Genomic DNA, 23990 nt, shown 5'->3' on the forward strand with positions numbered 1-23990 from the left:
AACCCGTACCTGCGACAGAGGACGACGGACATTGAGTGACTTGCTGGCGGCCCGTCGGCACTTCGACCGGGCCATGGTGAGCATGGACGGCCGGTACGGCTCCCCGGAAGCGAGGGCCGAATTCCAGGCGGCGACCGAAGCCGACCCCTCCATGGCCGACGCTTGGCTGGGTCGTGTCGCCTGCGGCGACACCACCCTCGACACACTCAAGCGGCTCTACGCCAACAGTGACTGGCTGCACAAGGAGACCACCCGGCTGGGCCGGCAGTTGGCGGCCCAGATCCCGCTGGGCCCGTACCTGTCGATCACGGTCACCGACGCCTCCCACGTGGGGTTGGCGCTGGCGTCGGCGCTGACCGTGGCCGGTGAGTACGAGCGCGCCGACGCCCTGCTCGCCGACAACGGGCTGTTGGACAGCTGGATCAACCACCAGTGGCACCAACTGGCACGCGCCTACCTGATGTTCGTCACTCAGCGGTGGCCGGATCTGCTGACCGTCGCCGCCGAGGAGCTGCCCGACCGGGCGATCGTCATGCCCGCGGTGACCGCTTCGGTCTGTGCGCTCGCCGCCTACGCGGCCGCGCATCTGGGCCAGGGCCGGGTGGCGCTGGACTGGCTGGATCGCGTCGACATCGCCGGGCAGGCCCGGTCCTCGGAACGGTTTCAGGCAGGCGTGTTGACCGCGTCGATCAACCCGAGCGAGATCCCGCTACTGGCCGCGGATTTGGCCTACGTGCGCGGCATGGTGCACCGCCAGCTCGGCGAGGAGGACAAGGCGCAGGTGTGGCTGTCCAAGGCGGCCATCAACGGCGTGCTGACCGAGCCGGCGAAAGCTGCACTGGCCGAACCGAATCTGCGTTTGGTGGTCACCGAGGAACAGATCATCGAGAGCCGCACCGACCGCTGGGACGCCGAATCGGCGAAGAGCCGTGCCGAACTCGACGAGTACAACGCGGCCGACCGCCGCGCGGAGTTGCTGGAGCAGGGCCGTGCCGAGTTGGAGAGACAGGTCGGGCTGGCCGAGGTGAAACGTGCGGTCAAGGCCCTGGAGGATCAGCTCGAGATCCGGGCCATGCGGCTGGAGCACGGCTTGCCGGTGGAGGGACAGACCAACCACATGCTGCTGGTCGGTCCGCCCGGCACCGGTAAGACCACCACCGCCGAGGCGCTGGGAAAGATCTACGCGGGAATGGGCATCGTCCGCAATCCGGAGATCACCGAGGTGCGGCGTTCTGACTTCTGCGGTGAACACATCGGTTCGTCCGGGCCGAAAACCAATGAGCTGATCGAAAAGGCCTTGGGCGGAATTCTGTTCATGGACGAGTTCTATTCACTCGTGGAACGCCACCAGGACGGGACACCCGACATGATCGGCATGGAGGCCGTCAACCAGCTGCTGATCGCGCTGGAGAAACACCGCTTCGACTTCTGTTTCCTCGCCGCCGGTTACGAGGACCAGGTCGATGAGTTCCTCACCGTCAACCCCGGCCTGGCGAGCCGTTTCAACCGCAAGATCCGGTTCGAGTCCTACTCGCCGGAAGAGATCGTCGAGATCGGTGAGCGCTACGGCTCCAGCCGCGCCACCGAGCTGAACCCTGAAGCGCGGCAACGCTTCCTAGAGATGGCGACCGCCATCAGAAACTATTTCAGTCCGCGCGGCGAGCACGGCATCAACATCATGCACAACGGCCGGTTCGCGCGGAACGTGATCGAGGAAGCCGAATTGGCCCGCGACACCCGGGTGGCTGCCCAGAAGCGCGCCGGTCACCCGGTGACGATCGACGACCTAAAGACCATCACCGCCGTCGACATCGACGCCGCGGTGCGTGCGGTGTGCGACACCAAGCGCGAGATGGCCGCCATCAGCTGGTAGGTCGCCTCAGCGGTGACTGCTGCCGTATCTGGCCTCGAAGTCGGACTCGGCCTCTTCGCGCAGCGCGGTGAAGACGACGTTGAGCCGCTCCGACAGTTCGCTGTAGGTGTAGTCGCTGACCACGCACGGATGCAATGTCAGCTCGAGCAGTCGGCCGTCCGAATTCGCGACGGCCCGGACGTCTCCGAGATCGACGCTGTAGGTGGTGTTCTCGGCCTCGGCGACCAGCGCTTCCCATTTCTCGGCGGCCTCACGCAGATCCCGCAGGACGGACTCAACGAGGTCCTTGTCGCTGAGTTCCGCGCGGCTATCCGGCCCCGACATTGGCTAAGTATGTCGAGCCGGTGTGAGCAGCGTCAATTCATCATCGCCCGTTAGGCCTGCGGATCCCATTGGCTGGCCGGCGGCGCGCTGAGCGCCCGGAACCAGCTGTAGTGGTAGTTGGCCGATACCGTGTCGCCGGTCGCGACGCCTTCGGTGGCAGCCAACAGCATGCAGTTCAGCACCAACGTGAGGTCGGTGTCGGGGTACTGCGCCAGCAACTGGTAACGCAACGTGTCCAGATGAACCCGGAGCAGGTCTACCTCGGCGTCGAGCACGCCGGTTCCGGCGGATCCGGCCTTGGCCAGGGTGTTGGCCATCCGCGGCAGCCCGTCACGCCAGTGCGTGGCCTCGCTGAGCTGCCAGCCGAGGTCGTCGATGGGCTCCAACTCGCGAGGCTGTACCGAAGCGTCCGTCGCACCGAAGTCGCTGGCCCAGCCCAGTCGGTCGCCGGGGCTATAGGAGGCCGACTCCGCCGGGGCGCCCAGCATCGCGGTGGCGGTCCCGCTCCGGCGGCCGGGCTCCAGCAGGTGCACCCCGGCCGGTACCTCGATCCCGGACGGGATCCAGCCGTTGGCGACATCGGTGACCAGAAGCGTTCTTCCGTCGGCGAAGGTGCCGATGGCCCAGCGCAGGCCGGGTTCCTGACGGGCGACGAAGGCCAGCAGGCGCTGCAACCGCTGCTCGCTGGACTCGGTTACCGCCGGCGGAGCGGGTGTCGCCGGAATGGGTTCGGCGGGGACGGGTTCCGGAGACGGCGCCGCAGTGGCCGGTTCGGGGGCCGCAGGAACGGCGGCGGTCACGGCGTCCACCTCGGCCAGCGGTACGACGCCGGGTTCAACCGGCGAGACGACGACAGGCTCAGCCGGGACAGCCGGTTCCGCCGCGAACCCGGTGATGCTCGACGATTCCTGCTCGCCACCGCCGACGCCCAGCGCAGCGGGCCGAAACGAAGTTGCGGGCCGCTCCGGCTCGACCGTGTCGAACACCCCAGCGGACTCGGGAACTGACGGCGATGGTGGAGGTGGAGTTGGAGGCGGTGGCGGCGGTGCGGGCGGCAGCACTTCCGGGGTCGGCGGTGTCACGTCGGTCGGCGCGTCCACGACGACCGGCTCGGGCATTCGATGGCGTGCCCGTCCGCCGCGTTTGCCCGCGATGTCGCGGGGCGGCTCGGCGGAGCGGGGCGGCTCGGCGGAGCGGGACTGCTCGGGCTTCGCCGGAACCCGCTCGGGCGCCTCGGCGGCCACCGGTGCCGCGTTCAGGCTGACGTACTCAGTGCCGAACTCCAGGGCTTCCTTGTGAAGTTGCCGAACGGTCGACTCCACCCGAAGGACCGCGAACGCCCGGGCGACGTTGATGACCCTGGCCTCCGCGGTCTGTCGTGCCTGCCCGACAAGGTCGGATCGACCGATCGCGTGCAGTTTCTCGTTCGCCGAATTCGCGATGCGCTGCAGATCCGCGCTCAGGTAATCGGCGAGCGGGGCCGTCTCCGGGGTGATCGTCGCCAATTCGGCCGGCCACAGCCCCCCGAGTACCCAAGCACTACAGTCGACCGGAGCGCTGAAGGCCGGGATCGCCAGTGCTTCCCGAGCCGCGTTCCGGAGGCGCTGACGCGCCGACCGCCGACCGAAGATAGCCACCGCGCAAGCCTACCGTTGCCCGCCCAACCGCCCTGCCGGAATTTGGCGCGCGTCGAACCCGCCGCGCAACACCGCGCGGCGCTCATCAACAACCTCGTTGCGTCGTGAATTGTCAGCCCCACAGCAGGTCGGTAGCGTGCAAACCATGGCCGACGCCGGGTCCCCCGCAACGGGGTGTGCAGCGCAGCTCCGCGAAGTGCTCGCGCTGCTCGAGCGAGCACGAAACCTCTTCGGCGACATGGTCGTTGATCCGCCAGCCGACATCGCGCCGCGGACCGACGCCGCCGGCCGCTGGGTGGTTTAACGTCCGGTGCCGTCCTCGGCCCGGTGGCCGGCGTGCAATCGGTGGTTCAGCAGCCGCTCGGTGGCCACCCGAAGATCCTCGGTGGTCGGCACCGCCGCCGACGGGGAGTGGCCCGTGCTGACGATCTCGCCGCGGATCTCCAACGCGGCCTTGAGATACGACACGTCCGCGGCCAGCACGATGGCCTCCGCCAGCCGGTCGGCATCGGCTGTCATGGCCGCCTCGCTGAGCGCCACACTGTGCAGATAGCCGCCGCGGCAAGACCGGAACAGCACATCACCGCTGGGGTGGGTGGTGTCGAACGCGGGGTTCGGCTCAGTCATCAGCGCCCGTCAGTGAGATGCCGGAAGGACGTGGCGGCGTCGTCTTCATGCTGGTTCCACGTTGTCACGGCCCGGTTCAGGTTGTCCGACATCTCGCCATGTTCGTTCGACTGGTCGTCGTAACAGCTCTTCCGGGCGTCGAGCAAGGCGCCGGCCGCCTGACGGAAGTCGCCGTAGATCGGCCCGAGTGCACTCAGGGTGGTCCGGATCCCCTCGTGAGATGCCGGGACGGTGGCGAGGTAGTCCGACGCTTCCCGGTGGTTCCCGGCGGCGTTGGTCAGAACGCCCTGATCGACGTGGATGTTCTCTGGCATCTGGTACCTCCCTGGCTAGTCGACGATGACGGTTGGAACGCGGATTTTCAAGCTCACGGGCCCCGAACCGACATCGCGGGCCTGGTGGGGGCCGGTTCGCCGGCCGTGGTGGGCGCCGCGATGCGCACCGGCGGATGCTGCCAGCCCAGGAAGCCCGGCCCGCGCAGGTTGGCGGCGAGGTGGAGTTGCCCGTCGAGCAGCGCTTTGCCGTTCCCGACCGACAGGGCATGGCGGTCGGTGAGCACCCCGATGTCGCCGGGCCGCAGCTGTGCCTGGTCGACCGGTGACAGCACCGGTGTTCCGGGGGGCGGGATATCAATCCCCTGGCGGCGGAACGCCTCTGCCACGGGCGTTCCCTGCGCGGCCGCCTGCATTGCGGCGGCCAACCGGGGATCAGCGACGGTGGTGGTCGCACCGTCGGGCAGTGTCACGGTGACGGGACCGTCGGGCGGGGGCTTCGCTGCGGCGTCATCGCGGTCAGCGTCGCGGTCGTCCCCGGCCGGGTCGGTGTCGTCGTCGGCCGGTGACCCCATATCCGGAAGGCCGTCGTCGGCGACGGGTTCGGCGCCGTCGCCGGGCACCGACAGCGCTCCGGGCGACGGCAGCCCGGCCGGCGTGGCGGAAGGCATCGCACCGAATCCGGGGCCCTCGCCCCCGAGACCTGGGAACGCCGGCATTGATGGTGCCGCTAACGGCCGCTGAGCGGAGATCCGGTAATCGTCCTCCGGTTCCTCGTCCGGCAGCGCATCGAGATAATCGTCCTCGGCAACGCTGGGGGCTGCCTGGGCAGGGTTCGGAGCAGCGGGTGTCGGGGACGGACCGCCGTCGGGTTCCGGATGCCGTTCGACCGGTGGGGGATCCTCGCGCTGCGCTGGGGGTGCCGAATATAGCGCGGTCAACGCGGCGGTCAGTTCCTGCTTGGAGGCGTCGTCGTCGTTGGCCTCTTCGACGACGCCGATGATCTCGCCGAGTTTGATGATCAGGAATCGCTGGAACTCCCGCGCGCCGGCGGCGGAGCTCAGATCCCAGTGCTGTGCGGCGCCGACGATCTCGGTCTGCACGTTGTCGAGGCGCCGACGGCCCTCCAGGGTGGTCTTGTGCGCGTGCCGCAGTGCGGCGATGATCTGTCGGTCGAATTCCGCCGTCGCCGACAACTGTTGCGCCAGCGCCGATTCAGCGATCCTCATGGCCTGCACGGCGCGGCCCTGCTCTGCATCGGCCGGCGCCAGCCGGTGCAGCACCCGGTCATAGCCGTCCGGGGGCAGCGGAAGGGTCAGTGCCGCCTGCGCGGCGCGGGTCGCTTCGCCCGCACCACCGGTCTTTTCGATACGTCGGATCGCATCCAGCACCTCGTCGCGGGTCGCCATTCCTTCAGCCCAACATCGTTGCGCCGGTCCGGCGTTCGTCCGCTGACCGCTCCATGGCCGGTGACTGTACCGATGGCGCGCGGCGCCGACAATTCACCTGCCGGCCCGGTGGGGACAGCCCGGTCATGGCACCGGGCGCCGGATCGCGATGTTGGCGCCGAGCGGGCTGATCTGGACCGTTGCCCCGGCGTGTGGCGCCTCGACCACCATATTGTTGCCGATCGCCAGCTGGACGTGGCCGCTGCTGGGGAACACCAGATCGCCGGGCCGGACCTGGGAGCGCGGCACCGGAATCCCGTCGTGGATCTGGGTGTAGGTGGTGCGAGACAGTGGCACTCCGGCCTGGGTGTAGGCCCACTGCGTCAGCCCCGAACAGTCGAATCGGTCCGGGCCGGTGGCGCCCCAGACGTAGGGCTTACCGAGCCTGGACAACGCGGCACGGACCGCCGCTCCGGCGCGAGTGTTGGGAAGCCGCAACCGATCAAGACCGGCTGTCCGGCGGCGCGCGCCGCGATAGCGCAATCGCCGCAGCCGCCGCCGATGTGCCTGCGCGCGGTGCCGGGCCGTCATGACGTGGGCGCGCTGGGCCCGCAATCGCGCCGCTCGTCGGCGCATCGCCTCTCGCTGTGCCAGTGGGGTGTCGGGGACGACGGCCGCGTCGGTGCGGGCAGCCGCGACCACGCCGTTGGTCTGCTGCCCCGCCCGGGCGTGGTCGGCAACCGCGGCGGCGAGTACGGCGGTGGCGGCGGCATCGGTACGGGCGTTCCGCGACAGCATCTCCCGTTGGGCGAGCACGGCCTGCCGGTAACGACCGTGCCCGGGGCCGGTCGATAGGGCGGCGGTTTGTTCGAGCAAGTCGATATAGCGTTCCAGCCGGGCGTCCAGTGACACCGGCTGCGGGCGTCCCGCGAACAGTCGGTGGGCGCGGTTCAGCAGTTCCAGATCACCATCGCTCACGGTTTGTCTCCTTCGTCGGCTCGCTCGGGCCTATCCGCGGCGCCGTCGGCGAATGCGCGGACCCGGGCCAGCGCGCCCGGTGGGATCACTCCCCTGTTGCGGATATCCCACATCTCATCCGCGCTGACACCGAGCAACGCTGCGATCACCGGCTCGGGCAGCGCCGACCGTGCGCATGCATCGTCGAACCGGGCGGGAAGGCTGCTGGGCATGCGTTGCAGCAGGTCGCTCCGAATCGCCTCCAGGGACCGCAGATGCGCCATGAGGTTGGCGGCGTGCTCCGCGCCGGCGTTGACCGCCACCCGCCAGGAGTTGGCGGCCAGCATCTCCGCCTTCACGCACTGCGTGATCACGGAAAGAATATATGTCTCGTATTCGTCTGATGCTTCCGCCGGAAGCCGCGCGATCACCGAACGCAGCGCCTCGAGCTGCGCCTCGGCGTATCCCTCCAAGACTTCGGTATCGCTGTGACGGTCGACGACGACGGCCCCGGCCGGCCGCGCGGGCGACGTACGCGGCACGGCCAGCAACTGCGCCAGCTCGGCGTCGGGATCGTCGGCGACCAGCAGCCGGGAGTAGGTTCCCGGCGGTAGGCCGAGGCCGTTCTCCACCTTCTGAACTGTGCTTTTGTGTGGTTTGCGGGCGCCGCGCTCCAAGTAGCTCAAGCCCATGATGCTTACTCCGGTGACTGCGGCCAGTTCCGCCAGCGACCAGTCTCGCGCCTCGCGCAGGGCCCTGATGGCCGCGCCCGCCGACTCGCGGCTCACCGTTGCGCCCCGACCATGACCGGATAGTACACAGCCTCGGCCTTCACGACTTACATATATGTTTTTATCCACTTCTCTTGCGCCCGCGCTATTCGTTTGTATACGTTTCTATCTACGTTATCTGATCCGCTTTCAAGAGGAGGTCCCGATGGCACCCCCCTGCTCCGCCAACCCCGAACTGTGGTTCGGTTACCCCGACGCCGACGGAACCGACGGTGCCGCCAAGGCTCGGGCCTATGAGCAGTCCGCCACCGAGGCGCGGCTGCTATGCCTGCGCCGCTGCCCGCTGGCGCAGCAGCGTCGCTGCGCCGCGCTGGCGGTGGAGCGCGGCGAGGAGTACGGCGTGTGGGCCGGGGTCAAGCTGCCTGGCGGTCAGTACCGCAAACGCGCCGAGCTCGCGCAAGCCCACGCGGTGCTGCGCGAGATCGCCGCCGGCAACATCAATTCCCGCGAGCTACCCGATAACCAGGTGTTGCTGGCCAACCACGAACGGCGGCAGCTGCCGGTGGCCGTGACGGTTTTTCACCTGCCCAGCGACCGGGTCGGTTCCCCTTCAGCAGCGTGACCGGTAGTGTCACCGGCGCGGCTCGGCGCACGGCACGGAGGTGGGCGGTTGAGCAACCTGGAGACCACATCAGCTGAGTTCGCCTGTGCCGCAGCACCAGCCGACGGCATTGAGGTGCTACAGCCGCGGGAGGTTCCGCTGGGCGGGCCGCGCGCCATGCTGGTTCGCCGCACCCTGCCGCAGCGGGCACGCTCGCTGATCGGCGCGTGGTGCTTCGTCGACCACTACGGGCCGCATGACATCGGCCGCGACGGGGGCATGGACGTCCCGCCACATCCGCACACCGGACTGCAGACCGCGACGTGGCTATTTCACGGCCGCGTCGAGCACCGCGACAGCGGCGGCGTGCATGCCCTGGTGCGCCCGGGCGAGTTGAACCTGATGACCGCGGGCGCCGGTATCTGCCACTCGGAGGTCTCGGTGGACTCCGCCGCCGCGCCGATGCTGCACGGCGTGCAGCTGTGGGTGGCGCTGCCGGACTTTGCCCGCCACACCACCCGAGCCTTCCACCACTTCGCACCCGAGCCGACGGCGCTGCCCGGCGCCACCGCGCTGGTGTTCCTCGGGGAACTGGCCGGTCACCGCTCCCCCGTTCCGTCCTTCACTCCGCTGCTGGGCGCCCAAGTCGATCTGCACCCGCGAAGCGAACTTGCGCTGGAGGTCAATCCGGCGTTCGAGCACGGCGTGCTCTGTGATCGGGGCGCGGTTGCGCTGGCCGGGACGGCGCTGGGGATCGGGGAGCTGGGTTACCAAGGCCCGGGCCGCCCGGTACTGGCGCTGACCAACACCGGCGACTCCCCCGCCCGGGTGCTGCTGCTGGGCGGGGTGCCGTTCGGCGAGGAGCTGGTGCTGTGGTGGAACTTCATCGGCCGTAGCCACGACGAGGTGGTCGAGTACCGGCGGCGGTGGCAGGACGGCGACGATCGGTTCGGTGCGGTCAGCGGCTACCGGGGCCGGCTGGAGCGACTGCCTGCGCCGCCGCTGCCGCCGGTGCGGCTGCGGTCCCGCCGGGCCGGCCGTGGCTAAGCCGGCCGCAGGACATCCGGGGGCATGACCACTACTCACATCCACGTCGACGAAACGAAAGAACGCGGATATGTCATCGTTGCCAGCTTTTGCACGCCGGAGGCCGCCGCCGCGATCCGCAAGATGCTCCGCGGCGACTATGTTCTGCCGGGACAAAGCAGGATACATATGGCAAAGGAAAGCGATCGCCGTCGCAGGAAGATCGCCGACCTGATCTGCCAGTCGAACGTTGCTGCCGTTGTTTACGACGCCGGAAGGCGCTATTCGGACGATCTAGATGCTCGCGCGGAATGCCTGCTGAGCATCGTCCGTGGCCTTCCGGCCAATCAGCAGGCACTGCTCGTCATCGAGCAAGACGATTCCATCATTCGCTGGGATAAGAGGTTCCTCTACAACGTACTTCGGTCCGCCGGCCGCGAGCATACCGTGACCTACACGCATCGCCGGGCCAGCGCCGACCTCGTCCTCAGCATTCCTGACGCGATCGCTTGGTGCTGGGCACGCGGTGGCCTTTGGAGGGAGCGAATTAGACCGGCGGTCATCGATGTCGTCAGGGTCTGAATGCGCGAAACCCGGCCCGCCCACCGTCCGGAAGGCTGCCGGGTTCACTTCCTGAAGCTATTGCCGCAAGCAAGTCTTATGGTACCGGTAGATCGGCTACGGCGTGAGCAGCACTTTCACCACATCCCCGGATCGCGCGGCGACCGCGCGGTAGGCGTCGGGCGCGGCGTCCAACGGCATCTCGGTGGTGAAGATGCCGGCCACCGACAGCCGGCCGGATTGCAGCAACGGCACCAGTTGCGGCCAGGTCTGCTGTACCGGCGCGGTCGTCATGCGCAGCGTGATGCTGCGCACCAGGGCGGCCAGCGCGGGGAAGGGAAAGGGCTGCAGGTCATGCACGCCGACCACCGACACCGTGCCTCCGGCTCGCACCGCGGTCAGGGCGTCGGCCAGCGTGGTGTCCGAGCCGACGGCGTCGATCACCGCGTCGACGCCGCGCCCGCCGGTGTGTTCCATCGCCGCGACCGTCGCCGACGGCGGTGCGGGTGTCGCGCCCATCGCTGCCGCACGCTCTCGCCGCTGCGGAACCGGGTCGATGCCGAGAACCGTTGCCGCGCCGAGAAACAGCGCGCTTTGTGCCGCACACAGGCCCACCGCTCCCAGTCCGATCACGGCTACGGTGCCGCCCACCGGGATGTCGGCGCGCAACGCGGCCGCCCAGCCGGTGGCGAGGTTGTCGGTGAGCAGCAGGGCTTCCTCATCACAGAGCCCGTCGGGGATGGGGGCGAGCTGAAAGTCCGCGCCGGGCACGGCGAGCAGTTCCGACTGGGCCCCGCCCAGTGCGCCCGACCCGAAGATCAGCGGGCCCGAGTGGCATCGGATCGGGTCGCGGGTGGCGCAGCCGGCGCAACGCCCGCACCCGGCGACCGAGGACACCATCACCCGGTCGCCGGCCTTGACCGAGGTCACCTCGGGGCCGACCTCGACGACGGTGCCGATCGCCTCGTGTCCGACGGCCACCGGTTCGACGACGGGGAAGTCGCCCTCATAAATGTGCATATCCGAGCCGCAGATCGCGGCCGCCGTCACCGCGACCACGGCACCGTCGGCGCCGGGCAGGCCGGGATCGGGGCAGGTGTCGACACGGACCGATCCGGGGGCATCGATTACGACACTGCGCATCTGGTCATCCTTCTTGTAGGGCTTGGATCTTGCCGAGCAGGTCGGGGTAGCGCATCATGTGGGCGCCGCCGTTGATGTCGAAGGCGGACCCGGTGATCCACGAGGCGCGCTGCGAGGTCAAGAACTCCACGGCGTCGGCGATGTCGTTCGGGGTGCCGGCCCGGCCCAGCGGAGTGTTCTCGATGTATTCGTCGGTGAGGCCGGGCACCATGGTCAGCCCGGCCACCAGGGGCGTGTCGACCAGGCCGGGGGAGACGGCGTTGACCCGGATGCCGCGGGCGGCCAACTCCAAGGCGGCCACCTGGATCAGCATCAGCACACCGGCTTTGGCACTGCAGTAGGCGGCCATCGCGGTCCCGGGCTGGCGGCCGTTCAGCGACGACACCGCAACGATGCTGCCGCCGTCCGCAAGAGTGCGGGCCGCGTGCTTGATCACCAACATGGTGCCGGTCAGGCAGACGTCGATGGTGGTCTGCCAGCCGGCCAGGTCGATGTCGGGGATGGCGCCGATCACCGACAGCCCGGCGCAGCTGACCACGCTGCGCACCGGTCCGCGCTGTGCCGCGGTCGCGAATGCCGCGGCGATGCTGTCCTCATCGGTCACGTCGGCGGTCACCGCGCTGGCCCCGGCGCCGAGTTCGGCGGCCCGCTGCTGCGCCGCCTCGGTGTTGATATCGGCGATCACCACGTGGTCGCCGCGGCCGGCCAGCACATGCGCGGTGGCCAGCCCGATGCCGGAAGCACCGCCGACGATCAGCGCCACAGCTTGTGTCATCGGTGTGCTCCCGCCGTTGTGCCGTAGTGGTTTTCACGTTCCGGCCGCACCCACAACGGGTCCGCGCCGACATCGCAGCCCTCGGCCACCAGCACGCGTTTGAGGACCTTATTGGTGGCCGTCGCGGGCAGTTGCGCCATGATCCGGACGTAGCGCGGCCACGCCTTGGGCGACAAGTCCTCTTGGGCGGCGAGGAATTCGGTGAATTCGTCCCGGTTCAAATCGGTGTCATCGCGCAGCACCAGTGCGGCCATCACCTGGTCGCCGACGTTGCCGTCGGGCACCGCGTACACCGCAGCCTGGTTGATCTTGGGGTGGCGCATCAGGATGCGCTCGATCGGGGCGGCGGCCAGGTTCTCGCCGTCGACCCGCATCCAGTCGGCGGTGCGCCCGGCCAGGTAGATCCAGCCGTCGGCATCCTTGTAGGCCAAGTCGCCCGACCAGTAGATGCCGTCACGCAGCCGCTCGGAGGTGGCTTCGGCGTTGTTGTAGTAGCCGGTGAAGAACCCCGAACCGGCGGTGTTGACCAGCTCACCGATCGCCTCCTCGGCGTTGGTCAGCGCACCGTGCTCGTCGAACACCGCGGCCGGGCATTCGGTCACCGAATCGCTTTTGTAGATGGCCACGCCGGGAAAGCCGCGGCCCACCGACCCGGGCGGGGTGCCTTCGTCACGGGTGATGGTGACGGCGTTCTCGGTGGACCCGAACGCATCGACCACATGGGCGCCGAACCGGCGGGCGAATTCGGCGATGTCGCGTTCGGAGGCCTCGTTGCCGAACGCGACGCGCAGCGGGTTGTCGGCGTCATCGGACTGTTCGGGATGGGCCAGCAGATAGGCGAACGGCTTGCCGACGTAGTTCATATACGTGGCGCCGTAGCCGCGGATGTCGGCCAGGAACCGCGACGCTGAGAACTTCGCCGGTGCCATCGCCGCCCCGGCAGCGACCGCGGGCCCGAAGCCGGCGGCGATCGCGTTCGAGTGGAACAGCGGCATCGACAGGTAGACGACGTCGTCGGCGCCCAGGTCGAACTGTTCGGTCAGGCGCTGCCCGGCGACCAGCACCATGAAGTGGCTGACCAGAACGGCTTTCGGGTCGCCGCTGGTGCCGGAGGTGAAGATCAGCATGAACGGGTCCAACGGCTCGGCCTGCCGGTGCGGTTGCAGTTCACCGGCACCGGCGCACTGTTGCTCCCAGGCCGGATCGTCGACGTCGATGACGGTGACGCCGGTCAGGTCCACCCCGTTCAACAAGCCGCGGTGCGCGGCGTCGACGAGCAGGATCTGCACGTCGGCGGTGCGAAGGTCACCGGCCAGGGCCGATCCCCGCCGGGTGTCGTTGACACCGCAGAGCACGTAGCCGCCGAGCCCGGCGCCGGCGATCGCGGTGAGCATCGCGGGGGTGTTGCCCAATAGGGCGCCGACGTGCATCGGGCGGCCGGTGTCGGCGCGCGCGAGTACCGCGGCGCCATGGCGGGCCGCCCGATCCAGATACTGCCGCCAGCTCCAGCGGGTCTGCCGCCCATGGGCATCGTGGTAGAGCACTGCCGGCCCGTCGGCGTCCGCGCGTTCGGCAAGCAGTTGTTGCATCGTCTCGGCCATCCGCCCTCCTAATCCGTGACGGTAGCGGTCGGCGCGGTCAGGTGCCGGGTCAAGAACGCGATCTGGTGCTCGACAACGTGATCGAACCAGTTGCCGCCGGAGAAGACGTCGAAGTGGTCGCACGGGTAGTGGCGCACTTCGGCGCGTGCGGTGAACGCCGCCTTGGCCGCGGCCTGCGGGGGAGTGCCCCGGTCGAAGTCGGCTATCTGCACCAGCATCGGGCAGGTGATCGCCGCGGCGTGTTTGGCTGCCGGCCGGTAGCTGCCCAATTGGAGGCCGACCTGCGCGTCGACCTCGTTGCGCCAGGTCGGTCCCGCCATCGCGGTGTAGGCATCGTAGTAGCCGTCGGCGGTCAGCGTGGCCAGCTCTCCGGGCCGGCCCACCAGCGGGATCGTCGCGGGTTCGCGGCCCAGGCGCTGGGCCAGCGCACTGCGCCAGCCGGTCACCGTGGAGCGCAACAGCGTCGCCGGACGGTGGTGCGGCAACGCCGCCACCGCGGCCGCCGGTCCACTGACCAACGGGGTCAACGCGACGGCGGCGGCCACACCGGGCGTGGTGGCGGCCACCTCGAAGACATGGCCACCGGCCAGCGAGACGCCCCACACCACGACCCGCCGCGGATCGACGCCGGGTTGACGTGCCGCGGCCCGACACGCGGCGCGGAAGTCGGCCACCTGCTCCTTGACCGAAATCCGTTGCCGTGGTTGGCCACCGGACTCCCCGAAGTAGCGGTAGTCGAAGGCTAGCGCGGCGAATCCGGCCGCACTCAACCGCTGCGCGAAGGGAACCAGACCGGAGTCGACGGTGCCGCCGAACCCGTGCCCGAGGACCACGACCGGTGCGCTGTCGTCGTCGCCGGCGGCGGGAAAAAACTGCCCGACGCAGCTGGTGCCGTCACTGTCGAACCGGATCCGGTTCACGCCGAGACCCCTTCCTCGCCCGCCGTCACCCCGGCCCAACGGGGGGCACCGAGTTCGGCGGCCCGCCTTGCGCCGCACGGGATCTCGGCGGTGCGCAGGTCGTGCTCGTAGAGGAAGTAGTCGAGCTGCTGGGTGTGGCGCGGGGTGTCGAGCATATGGCCGGTGAACTTGCGCATGTCGGCGTCGATCACCCGGCGCATCTCGGCCACCGACGGCGGCCGGTAGCGCCCGACCGCATAGGCGCCGATCAGCCGGGCCTGCGCCTCGACGAACGGGAACAGCGTGGGGGTGGGCTGGGCGAAGCCGGCGAACACCAGGTCGTCGATGCCGGGATAGAACATCCGCTTGTACAGGTCGATCCGGTTGTCCGGTGCGCTGATGAACTCCGGATCGAAGAACGGGAATGTGATGTTGTAGCCGGTGGCGTAGATGATGATGTCGAAGTCGCTGCTGGTGCCGTCGGTGAAATGCACGGTGGCGCCGTCGAATCGGCTGATATTGGGCTTGGGGATGACGTCACCGGAGCCGAGTCGCAGCGGCAGTTCCACCGACTGGGTGGGGTGCGCCTCGAAGAACTTGTGGTTGGGCGTCGGCAGCCCGACATCCTCGGGCTGCCCGGCGATCAGCGGCTGGGTCCACTGCAGAAACTTGCGTTGCCAGGAGAACGGCAGATACGGGCTGGTCCGGTAGTACTTGTCGGCGGGCTTGCCGGCCAGGTACTTCGGCACGATCCAGGCGCCGGAGCGCGTCGACAACGTCAGCTCGTTGTCCAGGGCCTTCGACGACAGTTCGACGGCGATGTCGGCGGCGCTGTTGCCCAGGCCGACGACCAGGATGCGCTTGCCGCTGAACTCCAGCGGCGTCTTCGGGTCGATGTAGTGATGCGCGTGCAGCGTCTCGCCGCTGAACTCACCCGGAAAGTCCGGGTAGCGCGGGTCCCAATGGTGGCCGTTGCCGACCACCAGCAGGTCGAAGCGGCGGCGCGCACCCCCGGCCAACTGCAACTCCCAGCCGCCGCCGGGCAGCCGCTGCGCGTGGACGACCTCGGTCTCGAACTCGATGTTGCGCCTGAGTTCGAAGGCGGCCACGTAGGCCTCCAGGTACTCCTTGACCAACGTGTGGTGCAAGAAGTCGGGGTAGTGGGCCGGCATCGGGAAGTCCTTGAAGGACAACTGATGTTTCGAGGTGTCGATGTGCAGCGACCGGTAGGCGCTGGAGTGCCCGTTGGGGTTGCCGAAGGCCCAGTTGCCGCCGATCCGGTCGGAGGATTCGAAGCAGGTGTAGTCGACCGCGTAGTCGGACAACATTTTTCCGGCCGTCAGCCCGCTGATGCCGGCCCCGATGATCGCGGTGCGGGGTGCGGGCATGGGTGAACCTCCGGCGTCGGGGGAGTAGACAGGTTTGGCGGGAGTGTCTACGCAATGAGTCGCAATAGTACACAGATCTTCGAATCTGTCTACCGTCTTGTTAGGCTTGCCGGCCAGGAGGTGGTCCGTGAACGCAAAGCCGGCAGTCGCGTCGTCGACAACCGACCGGCTGCTGGACGCGACCGAGCAGCTGCTGGCCGACAAGGGCATCCGCGCCACCACGATGATCGACGTCGCCGAGCGCGCCGGGGTGTCGCGGGCCTGGCTGTACCGGAATTTTCCGGACAAGCCGACGCTGGTGGGCACGGCGATCATCCGGCTGGTCGAGACCAGCTGGGCGCGAACCCGCGCCGAGCTGTCGACGCTGTCCAGCTTCGAAGACCAGCTGGTGGCCGGGGTGCAGATCGGCCGGCGGGCCTACGACGACCCGGGCACGCTGTTGATGCGGCTGCGTACCTCCGAACCCGACGAGTTCACCGCCTGCGCCGGGGCGGGCGTCCGCGGCCTGGTCCCGGACCTTGCGGCGTTCTGGCACCCCTTCGTCGAGGCCGCCGCCGCGGCCGGGGACATCCATCCCGACACCGACATCGGCGAGGCCAGCGAGTGGATCGCCCGGGTGATGATCAGCCTGGGCAGCGTGCCGGGCAGCCACATCGATCCCGATGACCCCGCCTCACTGCGGCGACATCTACGGCGCTACGTGCTGCCCGCACTGCAGCTGTCACCGAGCCGAAGCTGCGCGGTCGACTAATACGGATCGTGGGACGCGGGATTAATCTCCTCGCCGGGGCGTTGCACCGATGCATGGAACTACTCGATCAGGTCGCCGTGGTCACCGGCGGCACTGCCGGCATCGGTCTCGAATCAGCACGTCTGCTGGCGGCCGAAGGTGCCACGGTGGTGATCTCGGGTCGCGATGCCGAGCGCGGCGCGCAGGCGGTCGCCGAGATCGGCGGCAAGGCGACCTTCGTACAGGCCGATCTGAGCGATCTGGCCGCAGTGACGCGGTTGGTCGGGCAGGCCGGCGAGGTCGACATCTTGGTCAACAACGCCGCGGTGTTCCCGGTCGCGCCGACACTCGAGCAAGACCTCGGTTCGTTTCAGCAGATGTTCGACACGAATGTGCGCGGCAGCTATTTCCTGGTGGCCGAAGTGGCAAGGGGCATGGTCGAACGCGGTCGGGGCAGCATCATCAACATCACCTCCACCGCCGCCGACAAGGGATTCCCGGGCACGTCGGTCTACAGCGCCACCAAAGCTGCGCTGGCAGCGCTGACACGCACCTGGGCAGCGGAGTTCGGCGCCAACGGTGTCCGCGTCAACAGTGTTTCGCCCGGACCCACGCGAACACCGGGCACCGCGGCAATGGGGGAGTTCATCGATGACGTCGCGGCGGCCCTGCCGCTGCAGCGCACCGCCCACCCGGCCGAGATCGCCGAGGCGGTGTTGTTTCTGGCCTCGCCGCGCGCCAGTTATGTGACCGGATCGACGCTGTACGTCGACGGCGGGGGTTCAGCGGTCTAACGGACGCCGTGGTCAGCGGCCGGGCCGGCCTGGGGTGCCCGCTGGACGGGACAACCGCTAGGCGCCCCGGCCGCGCGGACGCTGAACTGCGAGGTAGCCGGGCTGCTGGCCGCCGTGAACGGCGCGCGCGACGCCGGTCTCGACGAACTCCGGCTCATCCCGACGACCGCCGACCCCGACCATATGATTCGGGCGCGAGCCGTGCTCGGTATCTGAGCCGGCCAGGTCGGCCACAGCGCCGGTCAGCGCCTGCTGCAATCGCCGACCGGAATCCACTGAGATGTCAGCTGCGCCGTCTACCATTCCTGCGGCACCTCACCCGGCACTGATGGAGAACACGAGCAGTGAGCTACACCGCGGCCGACATCACCGAGCTCGACGATGTCCAGCACACCCGCCTGCGACCGGCGGTCAACCTCGGCCTGGACGTGCTCAACACCGCTATGCGGGAGCTGGTGGACAACGCCATCGAAGAGGTGGCTGATCCCAGCCACGGCGGCTCCTGCGTGACGATCACCTTGCACGCCGACGGGTCGGTCAGCGTCGCCGACGACGGCCGGGGCCTGCCCATCGACTCCGACCCGGTGAACGGCAAGAACGGCATCGTCAAAACCCTGGGCACCGCGCGGGCCGGCGGCAAATTCTCGGTCCACGCCGACGCTGCTAGCACCGGCGCCGGTCTGAACGGAATCGGCGCCGCCGCAGCGGTCTTCATCTCCGCACGTACCGATGTCACGGTGCGCCGAGCCGGCAAGACCTACCTGCAGAGTTTCGGCCGCGGCTACCCCGGGGTGTTCGAGGGCGACGATTTCGACCCGGACGCCCCGTTCACCCGCGCCGACACCCAGAAGCTGCGCGGCACTGCCAACCGCAAGCCCAACGCACACGGCACCACCGTTCGCATCCTGTTCGACCCGGCCGTGGTGCCCGATTCGACCGTGGATATCGGCGAGGTGCTGCTGCGGGCCCACGCCTCGTCTCGGATGTCGCCCGGTGTGCACCTGGTCGTCGTCGACGAAGGCTGGCCCGGCGAGGAGATTCCCCCGGCATTGACCGCACCGTTCAGCGGCCCCTGGGGTACCGACACCCTGCTGGACCTGATGTGCACCGCCGCGGGCACTCCCAGCCCCGAGGTCCGCGCCGTCGTGGAGGGCCGCGGCGAGTACACCACCGGCCGGGGCCCGACCCCGTTCCGCTGGTCGTTGACCGCGGGCCCGGCCGAGCCGGCGACAGTGGCCGCGTTCTGCAATACCGTGCGCACCCCCGGCGGCGGATCGCACCTGACCGCCGCGGTCAAAGGGCTAACCGAAGCGCTGGCCGACCGCGCCTCCCGGATCCGCGACCTGGGGCTGGCCAAGGGCGAAGAAGGCCCGGAGCCACAGGATTTCGCCGCCGTCACGGCGCTGGCCGTCGACACCCGCGCGCCGGACGTGGCCTGGGACTCCCAAGCCAAGACCGCGGTGTCGTCGCGGTCGCTGAACCTGGCGATGGCCCCCGATGTGGCGCGCAGCGTCACCATCTGGGCGGCCAACCCCGCCAACGCCGACACCGTGACGCTGTGGACGAAGCTGGCACTGGAGTCGGCCCGGGCCCGGCGCAGCGCCGAGGGCGCCAAGGCCCGATCCCGCGCGGCGTCCAAGGCCAAAGGCCTGGGAACCAACCTGTCGCTGCCACCGAAACTGCTGCCCAGCAAGGAAACCGGCCGCGGATCGGGTGCCGAACTGTTCCTGTGTGAAGGCGATTCGGCGCTCGGCACGATCAAAGCAGCCCGCGATGCCACGTTCCAGGCTGCCTTCCCGCTCAAGGGCAAGCCGCCCAACGTCTACGGCTTCGCCTTGAGCAAGGCGCGGGCCAAGGACGAGTTCGATTCGATCGAACGCATTCTGGGCTGCGGGGTGCGCGACCACTGTGACCCGGAACTGTGCCGCTACGACCGGATCCTGTTCGCCTCCGACGCCGACCCCGACGGCGGGAACATCAACTCCAGCCTGATCTCGATGTTCCTCGACTTCTATCGCCCGCTCGTCGAGGCCGGGATGGTCTACGTCACCCTGCCGCCGCTGTTCGTCGTCAAGGACGGCACGCAGCGGATCTACTGCCAGGACGAGTCCGAACGCGACGCCGCGGTGGCACAGCTCAAAGCCTCCTCGAAACGCAAGATCGAAGTGCAGCGCAACAAGGGCCTCGGCGAGATGGACGCCGATGACTTCTGGAACACCGTGCTGGATCCACAGCGGCGCACCGTCATTCGGGTACACCTCGATGACGGTGAGAGCCGGCTGCACCACACGCTGTTCGGCGGACCGCCCGAGGGCCGGCGCACCTGGATGGCCGATGTCGCCGCCCGGGTCGACACCGCCGCGCTGGACCTGACGTAGCGGACCGCTAGGAGAGACACCGTGACCGCCACCCTCGATATTCCCGAGCAGAACCCCGACCTGGTACTCGACCAGAGTGCCGATGACTACTGGAACCACTACCAGCTGACGTTCGCGCTCTACAGTGTCAGCGACCGCGCCATCCCGTCCGCGTTCGACGGTCTCAAGCCCGGCCAGCGGCGGCTGCTCTATCAGATGCACGATTCGAAACTGCTGCCCGGCAATAAGCCGCAGAAGTCCTCGAAGGTCTGCTCGGCCGTCACCGGCAACCTGCACCCGCACGGTGGCGCCTCGATGTACGGGGCCGCGGCACTGCTGGCGGCGGACTTCCAGCGGGTGAAAGTCATTGACGGCCACGGTGCCTTCCCGCGCATTCAGGGCGACATCCCCGCCGCCGACCGCTACACCGAGATGCGGCTGTCGGCACCGGGCGCAGCGCTGACCGCCGAACTCGACGATCACGCGGTGCCGATGATGTCCACGTTCGACGGCGAGTGGACCGAACCCACGGTGCTGCCGGCACGGTGGCCGGTGCTGCTCTGCAACGGTGCTGTCGGCATCGCCGAAGGCTGGGCGACCAAGGTCCCCGCCCACAACCCGCGCGAGATCATGGCCGCCTGCCGGGCGCTGCTGGCCACGCCGAATATGACCGACGACAGGCTGGTCAAGCTCATCCCCGGGCCGGACTGGGGGTGCGGCGCCACGGTGGTCGGCACGGCCGGTCTCCGTGAATACCTGACCACCGGCCGCGGCGCGTTCACGGTGCGGGGCACGGTTTCGGTCGAGGGCAAGGACGTGATCGTCACCGAGTTGCCGCCCGGAGTGGCGAGTAACACCGTGCAGGAACGGATTCGGTCGTTGATCGAGTCCGGGGAGCTGTCCGGCGTCTCCGACATGTCGGATCTGACCGACCGGCGCAACGGGCTTCGGATCGTGGTCACCGCCAAACGCGGACACAGTGCCGAACAGATCCGCGACCAACTGTTGGCCCTGACCCCGCTGGAGTCGACGTTCGCCGCCAGCCTGGTGGCACTCGACGAGAACCGGGTGCCGCGCTGGTGGTCGGTGCGCGAGCTGATCCGCGCGTTCTTATCGCTGCGCGATTCAGTGGTGCTGCACCGCAGCGAGTACCGGCTGGAGAAGGTCGCCGCGCGCCGCCACCTGGTGGCCGGTCTGATGGTCATCCACCTGGACATCGACGCCGCGGTCGCGGTGATCCGTGGGTCCGACACCGTCGACGAGGCCCGCCAGGGGCTACAGCAGCGGTTCGAGATCGATGCCGAGCAGGCCGATTACGTCCTGGCGCTGCAGCTTCGCCGGCTGACCAAGCTCGACGTCATCGAGCTGCGGGCCGAAGCCGAAAAGTTGGACGCCGAGTTCGCCGAGCTGACCGAGCTGGTGGCCAACCCCGAGGCCCGCCGCAAGGTGATCGACCGGGAGCTGGTCGAGACCGCGAAACTGTTCAAAGGCCCCGAGTTCGACCGTCGCACCGTGCTGGACCCCGAGGCCACACCCGTGACGCCCAGCGTCGACGAGGATGGGCCGCGCGAGCGGAAGGTCAACGCCGCCTGGCGCCTCGATGAGCGCGGCGTGTTCTCCGACAGCCACGGCGAACTGCTCACCGCAGGCCTGGGGTGGGCGGTGTGGACTGACGGGCGGATCAAATTCACCACCGGCGCCGGGCTGCCGTACAAGATCCGCGACATCCCCGTCGCGCCGGACATCACCGGGCTGCTGTGCTCGGGTGTGCTGGCTGACGGTCACCACCTGGCCTTGGTGACCCGTCTCGGAAAGGTGCTGCGCATCGACCCGGCCACGGTGAATCCGCAGGGCGCGGCGGGCAACGGGGTGGCCGGGGTCAAGCTCGCCGGCGAGGGCGATGAAGTCATCGCCGCGCTGCCGCTCAGCTGCGGAAACGGCGAAGCCATCCTGTCGAGGTCCGAAAAGGGCTGGAAAGTGACCGAAGCCGCCGATATTCCGGTCAAGAAGCGCGGCGGCGCCGGCGTCGGATTCCACCCGTTCGTCAAGGGTGAGGAGGCGCTGTTCTCCGCGTCGGTCTCGGCGACCGGGTTCGTGCGCGGCAAGCGGGCGGTGCGCGCCGAGCCGCGGGCGAAGGCCTCGATCAAGGGTTCGGGTGATGGCGTGACGCCGGCGTCGTAACCGGCGAATCGGACCCGCGCCCCTTCGGCGGCGGTCTCGACCGGCACGGCCGGGACGCTTCCGGCGCAGCCACACGTGTGGAGTACAGAAAAACCCCGGCCGAGGCCGGGGCAATCTGTACCCGATGACGCGACTCAGGTGTCACCTATGACGCGACTCATCAACAGTGTGGGCGAAGGGGGACTTGAACCCCCACGTCCCGAAGGACACTGGCACCTGAAGCCAGCGCGTCTGCCATTCCGCCACTCGCCCGAGCGACCGAGGGAGCCTATCACGGTTGCCGAAGGGCGCTTTCGACACGGTTCGGCGCCCGCAGACCACCGTAGCGCAGACCCTCGTGACCCCACCGTGACCTGCTCTTATCCGATTCTCCGCCGTACAAGGGTGCCGCGGTGACACTCCGGGTCGATACCATGTCCAGGCGGATGCAGCGCAGCGACACGCCGCGGCGACGCGTCCCCGGCTGAATAGGCGACGAATTGGCGGCGGCGGGTGAGGCGGGCAGCGGATGAACAGCCAGCGCGGGCTGGTTCAGCGCATCGAGCGCAAGCTCGAATCCGCCGTGGAGGATGCGATGGCCAGGGTCTTCGGCGGGGAGGTCGTCCCCGAGGAGGTCGAGGCGGCGTTGCGCCGCGAGGCCGCCGCGGGGGTGCGGGCATTGGCCGGAAACCAGCTTTTGGCACCCAACGAATACGTCATTACCCTCGGTGTGGACGACTACGAGAATGTGGGCGCCGACCAGGATTGGACGTCGAAGGCCTTCGCCCGGCATTTAGCGGGATACATCGGCGAACAGGGGTGGCAAACGTATGGTGATGTGGTTGTCCGGTTCGAGCAGTCGCCGAGTCTGCGTACCGGCCAGGTCCGCACGCGGGGCGCTGTCAATCCGGATGCCCGCCCCAGCCACACGGTCAATAAACCCCGCCCGCCACAATCAGATCATGCGTTTTTCGCAGAATCAGGAGTGCCACCGATGACCGATAACCCGAGCTACCGCGGCGCCCATGGGCAGCAGGACCGTCCCGGCGACGACTATTACGACCCGCGCTACAGTCGGCCCGCCGATGACCCCCGCGGCGGCCAAGAGCCCCGCGGCCAGCATGCCTCGGGACCCGAGCCGTACCAGCCGGACCAACGCGGTGGCGGCTACCCCGACCAGGGTCCGGGCGGCCAGGGCGGTCCGGGCGGCTATGCCCCGCCCCGCCGGCCCGAGCACAGCGGCTACCCCGAGCACGGTGGCTACCCCGAGCAGGGCGGCTACCCCGAGCAGGGCGGCTACCCGGAGCAGGGCGGCTACGCCGGCGGCCAGGCTGGCTACCCGCAGTCCTACGAGCCCCAGTCCTACGAGCAGCGGCCGCCGAGCGGCTACGGCGCCCCCGCCGGCTACGAGCCGGGCTACCCGCAGCACCAGCAGCCACCGGCGCCGGGCTACCCGGGCGGGGGAGGACAGCCCGGGTACGGCGACTACGAGCGCCCCCCGGCCCGCCACGACGACTACTCCCAGCTCGGCGGATACCCCGAGGCGCAGCCCGACCAACGGCCCGGCTACCCCGACCAGGGCGGCCCCGGCTACCCCGACCAGGGTTCGCCGTCCTACGGCCGCCAGGAATACGGCCAGCCCGACTACCGCTACGGCGAGTCCCAGGGCGCCCCGAGCGGCTATGACTACGGTCCCGACTACGGCCAGCAGGCTCCCGGCGGCTACGGCGACGCGCAGGGCGGCGGCTACGACTATGGCCAGGACTACGGCCAGCAGCCCGCGGGTGGCTACGACGCTCCGGGCAGCGGCTACGGCCAGCGCGCCTACTCGGCTCCGGCCACGGTCACGCTGCATCTCGACGACGGCAGCGGCCGGACCTACCAGCTGCACGAGGGCACCAACGTGGTCGGCCGCGGCCAAGACGCCCAGTTCCGGCTCCCGGACACCGGGGTGTCGCGGCGTCACCTGGAGATTCGCTGGGATGGCCGGGTGGCGCTGCTGTCTGACCTGAACTCCACCAACGGCACCACAGTGAACAACGCTCCGGTCCAGGAGTGGCAGCTGGCCGACGGCGACGTGATCAGGCTGGGTCACTCCGAAATCATCGTTCGGGTCCACTAGCGGCGACCGAGGGCCACGCCGAAC

Annotated in this window: 23 protein-coding genes and 1 tRNA gene; 10 read left to right on the forward strand and 14 right to left on the reverse strand. The window is 69.0% G+C overall.

The annotated features are described in order from the left end of the window. Nucleotides 1-73 precede the first annotated feature (73 nt). Complete coding sequence (eccA, locus tag ACAG20_RS08460) at nucleotides 74-1873, forward strand: type VII secretion AAA-ATPase EccA (protein ID WP_370492335.1); 1800 nt, start codon at nucleotides 74-76, stop codon at nucleotides 1871-1873. Between the two features lie 6 nt (nucleotides 1874-1879). On the opposite strand, the gene ACAG20_RS08465 is transcribed toward eccA, so the two are convergent. Both ACAG20_RS08465 and ACAG20_RS08470 read right to left on the reverse strand, forming a co-directional pair. Beyond that, entirely contained in the window at nucleotides 1880-2197 is a 318-nt protein-coding gene (locus ACAG20_RS08465) for a DUF2710 domain-containing protein (protein WP_013826990.1), read from the reverse strand. A gap of 50 nt (nucleotides 2198-2247) precedes the next feature. Continuing rightward, the gene (locus ACAG20_RS08470; protein ID WP_370492215.1) at nucleotides 2248-3834 is read right to left on the reverse strand and encodes a DUF5631 domain-containing protein; all 1587 of its coding nucleotides are present in this window, start codon (nucleotides 3832-3834) and stop codon (nucleotides 2248-2250) included. Nucleotides 3835-3979: 145 nt separating this feature from the next. On the opposite strand from ACAG20_RS08470, the gene ACAG20_RS08475 reads away from it, so the two are divergent. After that, a complete protein-coding gene (locus ACAG20_RS08475; protein WP_013826988.1) occupies nucleotides 3980-4138 on the forward strand; it encodes a hypothetical protein in 159 nt (52 codons plus the stop codon). On the opposite strand, the gene ACAG20_RS08480 is transcribed toward ACAG20_RS08475, so the two are convergent. The 5 genes from ACAG20_RS08480 to ACAG20_RS08500 all read right to left on the reverse strand — a co-directional run bounded on the left by ACAG20_RS08480 (nucleotide 4135) and on the right by ACAG20_RS08500 (nucleotide 7866). Then, nucleotides 4135-4461: a DUF2694 family protein gene (locus tag ACAG20_RS08480; RefSeq protein ID WP_370492216.1), complete on the reverse strand. Its 327-nt coding sequence runs from the start codon at nucleotides 4459-4461 to the stop codon at nucleotides 4135-4137. The two genes, ACAG20_RS08475 and ACAG20_RS08480, sit on opposite strands and share 4 nt — an antisense overlap. Next, nucleotides 4461-4775 carry a type VII secretion target gene (locus ACAG20_RS08485; protein WP_370492217.1) on the reverse strand — a complete coding sequence of 105 codons (315 nt, stop codon included), beginning with the start codon at nucleotides 4773-4775 and terminating at the stop codon, nucleotides 4461-4463. The genes ACAG20_RS08480 and ACAG20_RS08485 overlap by 1 nt, the downstream gene beginning before the upstream one ends. A 53-nt stretch (nucleotides 4776-4828) precedes the next feature. Beyond that, entirely contained in the window at nucleotides 4829-6142 is a 1314-nt protein-coding gene (locus tag ACAG20_RS08490; RefSeq protein WP_370492219.1) for a DUF4226 domain-containing protein, read from the reverse strand. A gap of 123 nt (nucleotides 6143-6265) precedes the next feature. Next, complete coding sequence (locus tag ACAG20_RS08495) at nucleotides 6266-7099, reverse strand: C40 family peptidase (RefSeq protein WP_370492220.1); 834 nt, start codon at nucleotides 7097-7099, stop codon at nucleotides 6266-6268. Next, entirely contained in the window at nucleotides 7096-7866 is a 771-nt protein-coding gene (locus ACAG20_RS08500) for a helix-turn-helix domain-containing protein (RefSeq protein ID WP_370492221.1), read from the reverse strand. The genes ACAG20_RS08495 and ACAG20_RS08500 overlap by 4 nt, the downstream gene beginning before the upstream one ends. A 148-nt stretch (nucleotides 7867-8014) precedes the next feature. Here ACAG20_RS08500 and ACAG20_RS08505 point away from each other — a divergent pair, with 148 nt between their 5' ends. Genes ACAG20_RS08505 through ACAG20_RS08515 form a run of 3 tightly spaced genes read left to right on the forward strand, consistent with a single transcriptional unit; the run spans nucleotide 8015 to nucleotide 10018 of the window. Continuing rightward, the gene (locus tag ACAG20_RS08505) at nucleotides 8015-8431 is read left to right on the forward strand and encodes a WhiB family transcriptional regulator (RefSeq protein WP_370492222.1); all 417 of its coding nucleotides are present in this window, start codon (nucleotides 8015-8017) and stop codon (nucleotides 8429-8431) included. A 48-nt stretch (nucleotides 8432-8479) separates the two neighbouring features. Next, nucleotides 8480-9457, forward strand: coding sequence for a pirin family protein (locus ACAG20_RS08510; RefSeq protein ID WP_370492223.1), 978 nt, complete (start codon nucleotides 8480-8482; stop codon nucleotides 9455-9457). A 24-nt stretch (nucleotides 9458-9481) separates the two neighbouring features. Then, a complete protein-coding gene (locus ACAG20_RS08515; RefSeq protein ID WP_112685688.1) occupies nucleotides 9482-10018 on the forward strand; it encodes a hypothetical protein in 537 nt (178 codons plus the stop codon). Between the two features lie 96 nt (nucleotides 10019-10114). Here the strand turns inward: ACAG20_RS08515 and ACAG20_RS08520 are convergent, their stop codons facing one another. From ACAG20_RS08520 to ACAG20_RS08540, 5 genes are read right to left on the reverse strand one after another with little or no spacing between them, the layout of a single operon-like run. Then, nucleotides 10115-11140: an alcohol dehydrogenase catalytic domain-containing protein gene (locus ACAG20_RS08520; RefSeq protein ID WP_112685690.1), complete on the reverse strand. Its 1026-nt coding sequence runs from the start codon at nucleotides 11138-11140 to the stop codon at nucleotides 10115-10117. Nucleotides 11141-11144: 4 nt separating this feature from the next. Continuing rightward, nucleotides 11145-11915, reverse strand: a complete 771-nt coding sequence (locus ACAG20_RS08525) for an SDR family NAD(P)-dependent oxidoreductase (protein ID WP_370492224.1) — start codon at nucleotides 11913-11915, stop codon at nucleotides 11145-11147. Next, entirely contained in the window at nucleotides 11912-13516 is a 1605-nt protein-coding gene (fadD1, locus tag ACAG20_RS08530) for a fatty-acid--CoA ligase FadD1 (protein WP_370492225.1), read from the reverse strand. Before fadD1 ends, ACAG20_RS08525 begins: the two co-directional genes overlap by 4 nt. 8 nt (nucleotides 13517-13524) lie before the next feature. Further along, the gene (locus ACAG20_RS08535; RefSeq protein ID WP_112685694.1) at nucleotides 13525-14436 is read right to left on the reverse strand and encodes an alpha/beta hydrolase; all 912 of its coding nucleotides are present in this window, start codon (nucleotides 14434-14436) and stop codon (nucleotides 13525-13527) included. Then, entirely contained in the window at nucleotides 14433-15803 is a 1371-nt protein-coding gene (locus ACAG20_RS08540) for a flavin-containing monooxygenase (protein WP_370492226.1), read from the reverse strand. Before ACAG20_RS08540 ends, ACAG20_RS08535 begins: the two co-directional genes overlap by 4 nt. A 127-nt stretch (nucleotides 15804-15930) precedes the next feature. On the opposite strand from ACAG20_RS08540, the gene ACAG20_RS08545 reads away from it, so the two are divergent. Next, nucleotides 15931-16554: a TetR/AcrR family transcriptional regulator gene (locus ACAG20_RS08545; RefSeq protein ID WP_165824998.1), complete on the forward strand. Its 624-nt coding sequence runs from the start codon at nucleotides 15931-15933 to the stop codon at nucleotides 16552-16554. Nucleotides 16555-16607: 53 nt separating this feature from the next. Further along, on the forward strand, nucleotides 16608-17327 hold the full coding sequence (locus tag ACAG20_RS08550; RefSeq protein WP_112685700.1) for an SDR family NAD(P)-dependent oxidoreductase: 720 nt from the start codon (nucleotides 16608-16610) through the stop codon (nucleotides 17325-17327). A 57-nt stretch (nucleotides 17328-17384) separates the two neighbouring features. On the opposite strand, the gene ACAG20_RS08555 is transcribed toward ACAG20_RS08550, so the two are convergent. After that, a complete protein-coding gene (locus ACAG20_RS08555) occupies nucleotides 17385-17630 on the reverse strand; it encodes a hypothetical protein (RefSeq protein WP_370492227.1) in 246 nt (81 codons plus the stop codon). 41 nt (nucleotides 17631-17671) lie between these two features. Here ACAG20_RS08555 and ACAG20_RS08560 point away from each other — a divergent pair, with 41 nt between their 5' ends. Together ACAG20_RS08560 and ACAG20_RS08565 are read left to right on the forward strand one after the other, a co-directional pair. Further along, nucleotides 17672-19705 (forward strand): toprim domain-containing protein, encoded by a 2034-nt coding sequence (locus ACAG20_RS08560; RefSeq protein WP_370492228.1) that lies wholly within the window; start codon nucleotides 17672-17674, stop codon nucleotides 19703-19705. 21 nt (nucleotides 19706-19726) lie between these two features. After that, entirely contained in the window at nucleotides 19727-21865 is a 2139-nt protein-coding gene (locus ACAG20_RS08565) for a DNA gyrase subunit A (protein WP_370492229.1), read from the forward strand. Between the two features lie 169 nt (nucleotides 21866-22034). Here the strand turns inward: ACAG20_RS08565 and ACAG20_RS08570 are convergent. Then, nucleotides 22035-22117 (reverse strand) — tRNA-Leu (locus ACAG20_RS08570). Nucleotides 22118-22373: 256 nt separating this feature from the next. On the opposite strand from ACAG20_RS08570, the gene ACAG20_RS08575 reads away from it, so the two are divergent. Beyond that, complete coding sequence (locus ACAG20_RS08575; RefSeq protein ID WP_370492230.1) at nucleotides 22374-23966, forward strand: FhaA domain-containing protein; 1593 nt, start codon at nucleotides 22374-22376, stop codon at nucleotides 23964-23966. Nucleotides 23967-23990: the final 24 nt, after the last annotated feature.

It is taken from the genome of Mycobacterium sp. pW045 (assembly GCF_041287085.1).
GTDB lineage: Bacteria > Actinomycetota > Actinomycetes > Mycobacteriales > Mycobacteriaceae > Mycobacterium > Mycobacterium algericum_A.

Coding starts and splice junctions, on each gene's coding strand:
- ACAG20_RS08475 (WP_013826988.1), top strand. CDS start 3,980: ATGGCCGACGCCGGGTCCCCCGCAACGGGGTGTGCAGCGCAGCTCCGC.
- ACAG20_RS08550 (WP_112685700.1), top strand. CDS start 16,608: ATGGAACTACTCGATCAGGTCGCCGTGGTCACCGGCGGCACTGCCGGC.
- ACAG20_RS08575 (WP_370492230.1), top strand. CDS start 22,374: ATGAACAGCCAGCGCGGGCTGGTTCAGCGCATCGAGCGCAAGCTCGAA.
- ACAG20_RS08515 (WP_112685688.1), top strand. CDS start 9,482: ATGACCACTACTCACATCCACGTCGACGAAACGAAAGAACGCGGATAT.
- ACAG20_RS08555 (WP_370492227.1), bottom strand. CDS start 17,630: ATGGTAGACGGCGCAGCTGACATCTCAGTGGATTCCGGTCGGCGATTG.
- eccA (WP_370492335.1), top strand. CDS start 74: ATGGTGAGCATGGACGGCCGGTACGGCTCCCCGGAAGCGAGGGCCGAA.
- fadD1 (WP_370492225.1), bottom strand. CDS start 13,516: ATGGCCGAGACGATGCAACAACTGCTTGCCGAACGCGCGGACGCCGAC.
- ACAG20_RS08525 (WP_370492224.1), bottom strand. CDS start 11,915: ATGACACAAGCTGTGGCGCTGATCGTCGGCGGTGCTTCCGGCATCGGG.
- ACAG20_RS08540 (WP_370492226.1), bottom strand. CDS start 15,803: ATGCCCGCACCCCGCACCGCGATCATCGGGGCCGGCATCAGCGGGCTG.
- ACAG20_RS08465 (WP_013826990.1), bottom strand. CDS start 2,197: ATGTCGGGGCCGGATAGCCGCGCGGAACTCAGCGACAAGGACCTCGTT.
- ACAG20_RS08505 (WP_370492222.1), top strand. CDS start 8,015: ATGGCACCCCCCTGCTCCGCCAACCCCGAACTGTGGTTCGGTTACCCC.
- ACAG20_RS08520 (WP_112685690.1), bottom strand. CDS start 11,140: ATGCGCAGTGTCGTAATCGATGCCCCCGGATCGGTCCGTGTCGACACC.
- ACAG20_RS08490 (WP_370492219.1), bottom strand. CDS start 6,142: ATGGCGACCCGCGACGAGGTGCTGGATGCGATCCGACGTATCGAAAAG.
- ACAG20_RS08480 (WP_370492216.1), bottom strand. CDS start 4,461: ATGACTGAGCCGAACCCCGCGTTCGACACCACCCACCCCAGCGGTGAT.
- ACAG20_RS08485 (WP_370492217.1), bottom strand. CDS start 4,775: ATGCCAGAGAACATCCACGTCGATCAGGGCGTTCTGACCAACGCCGCC.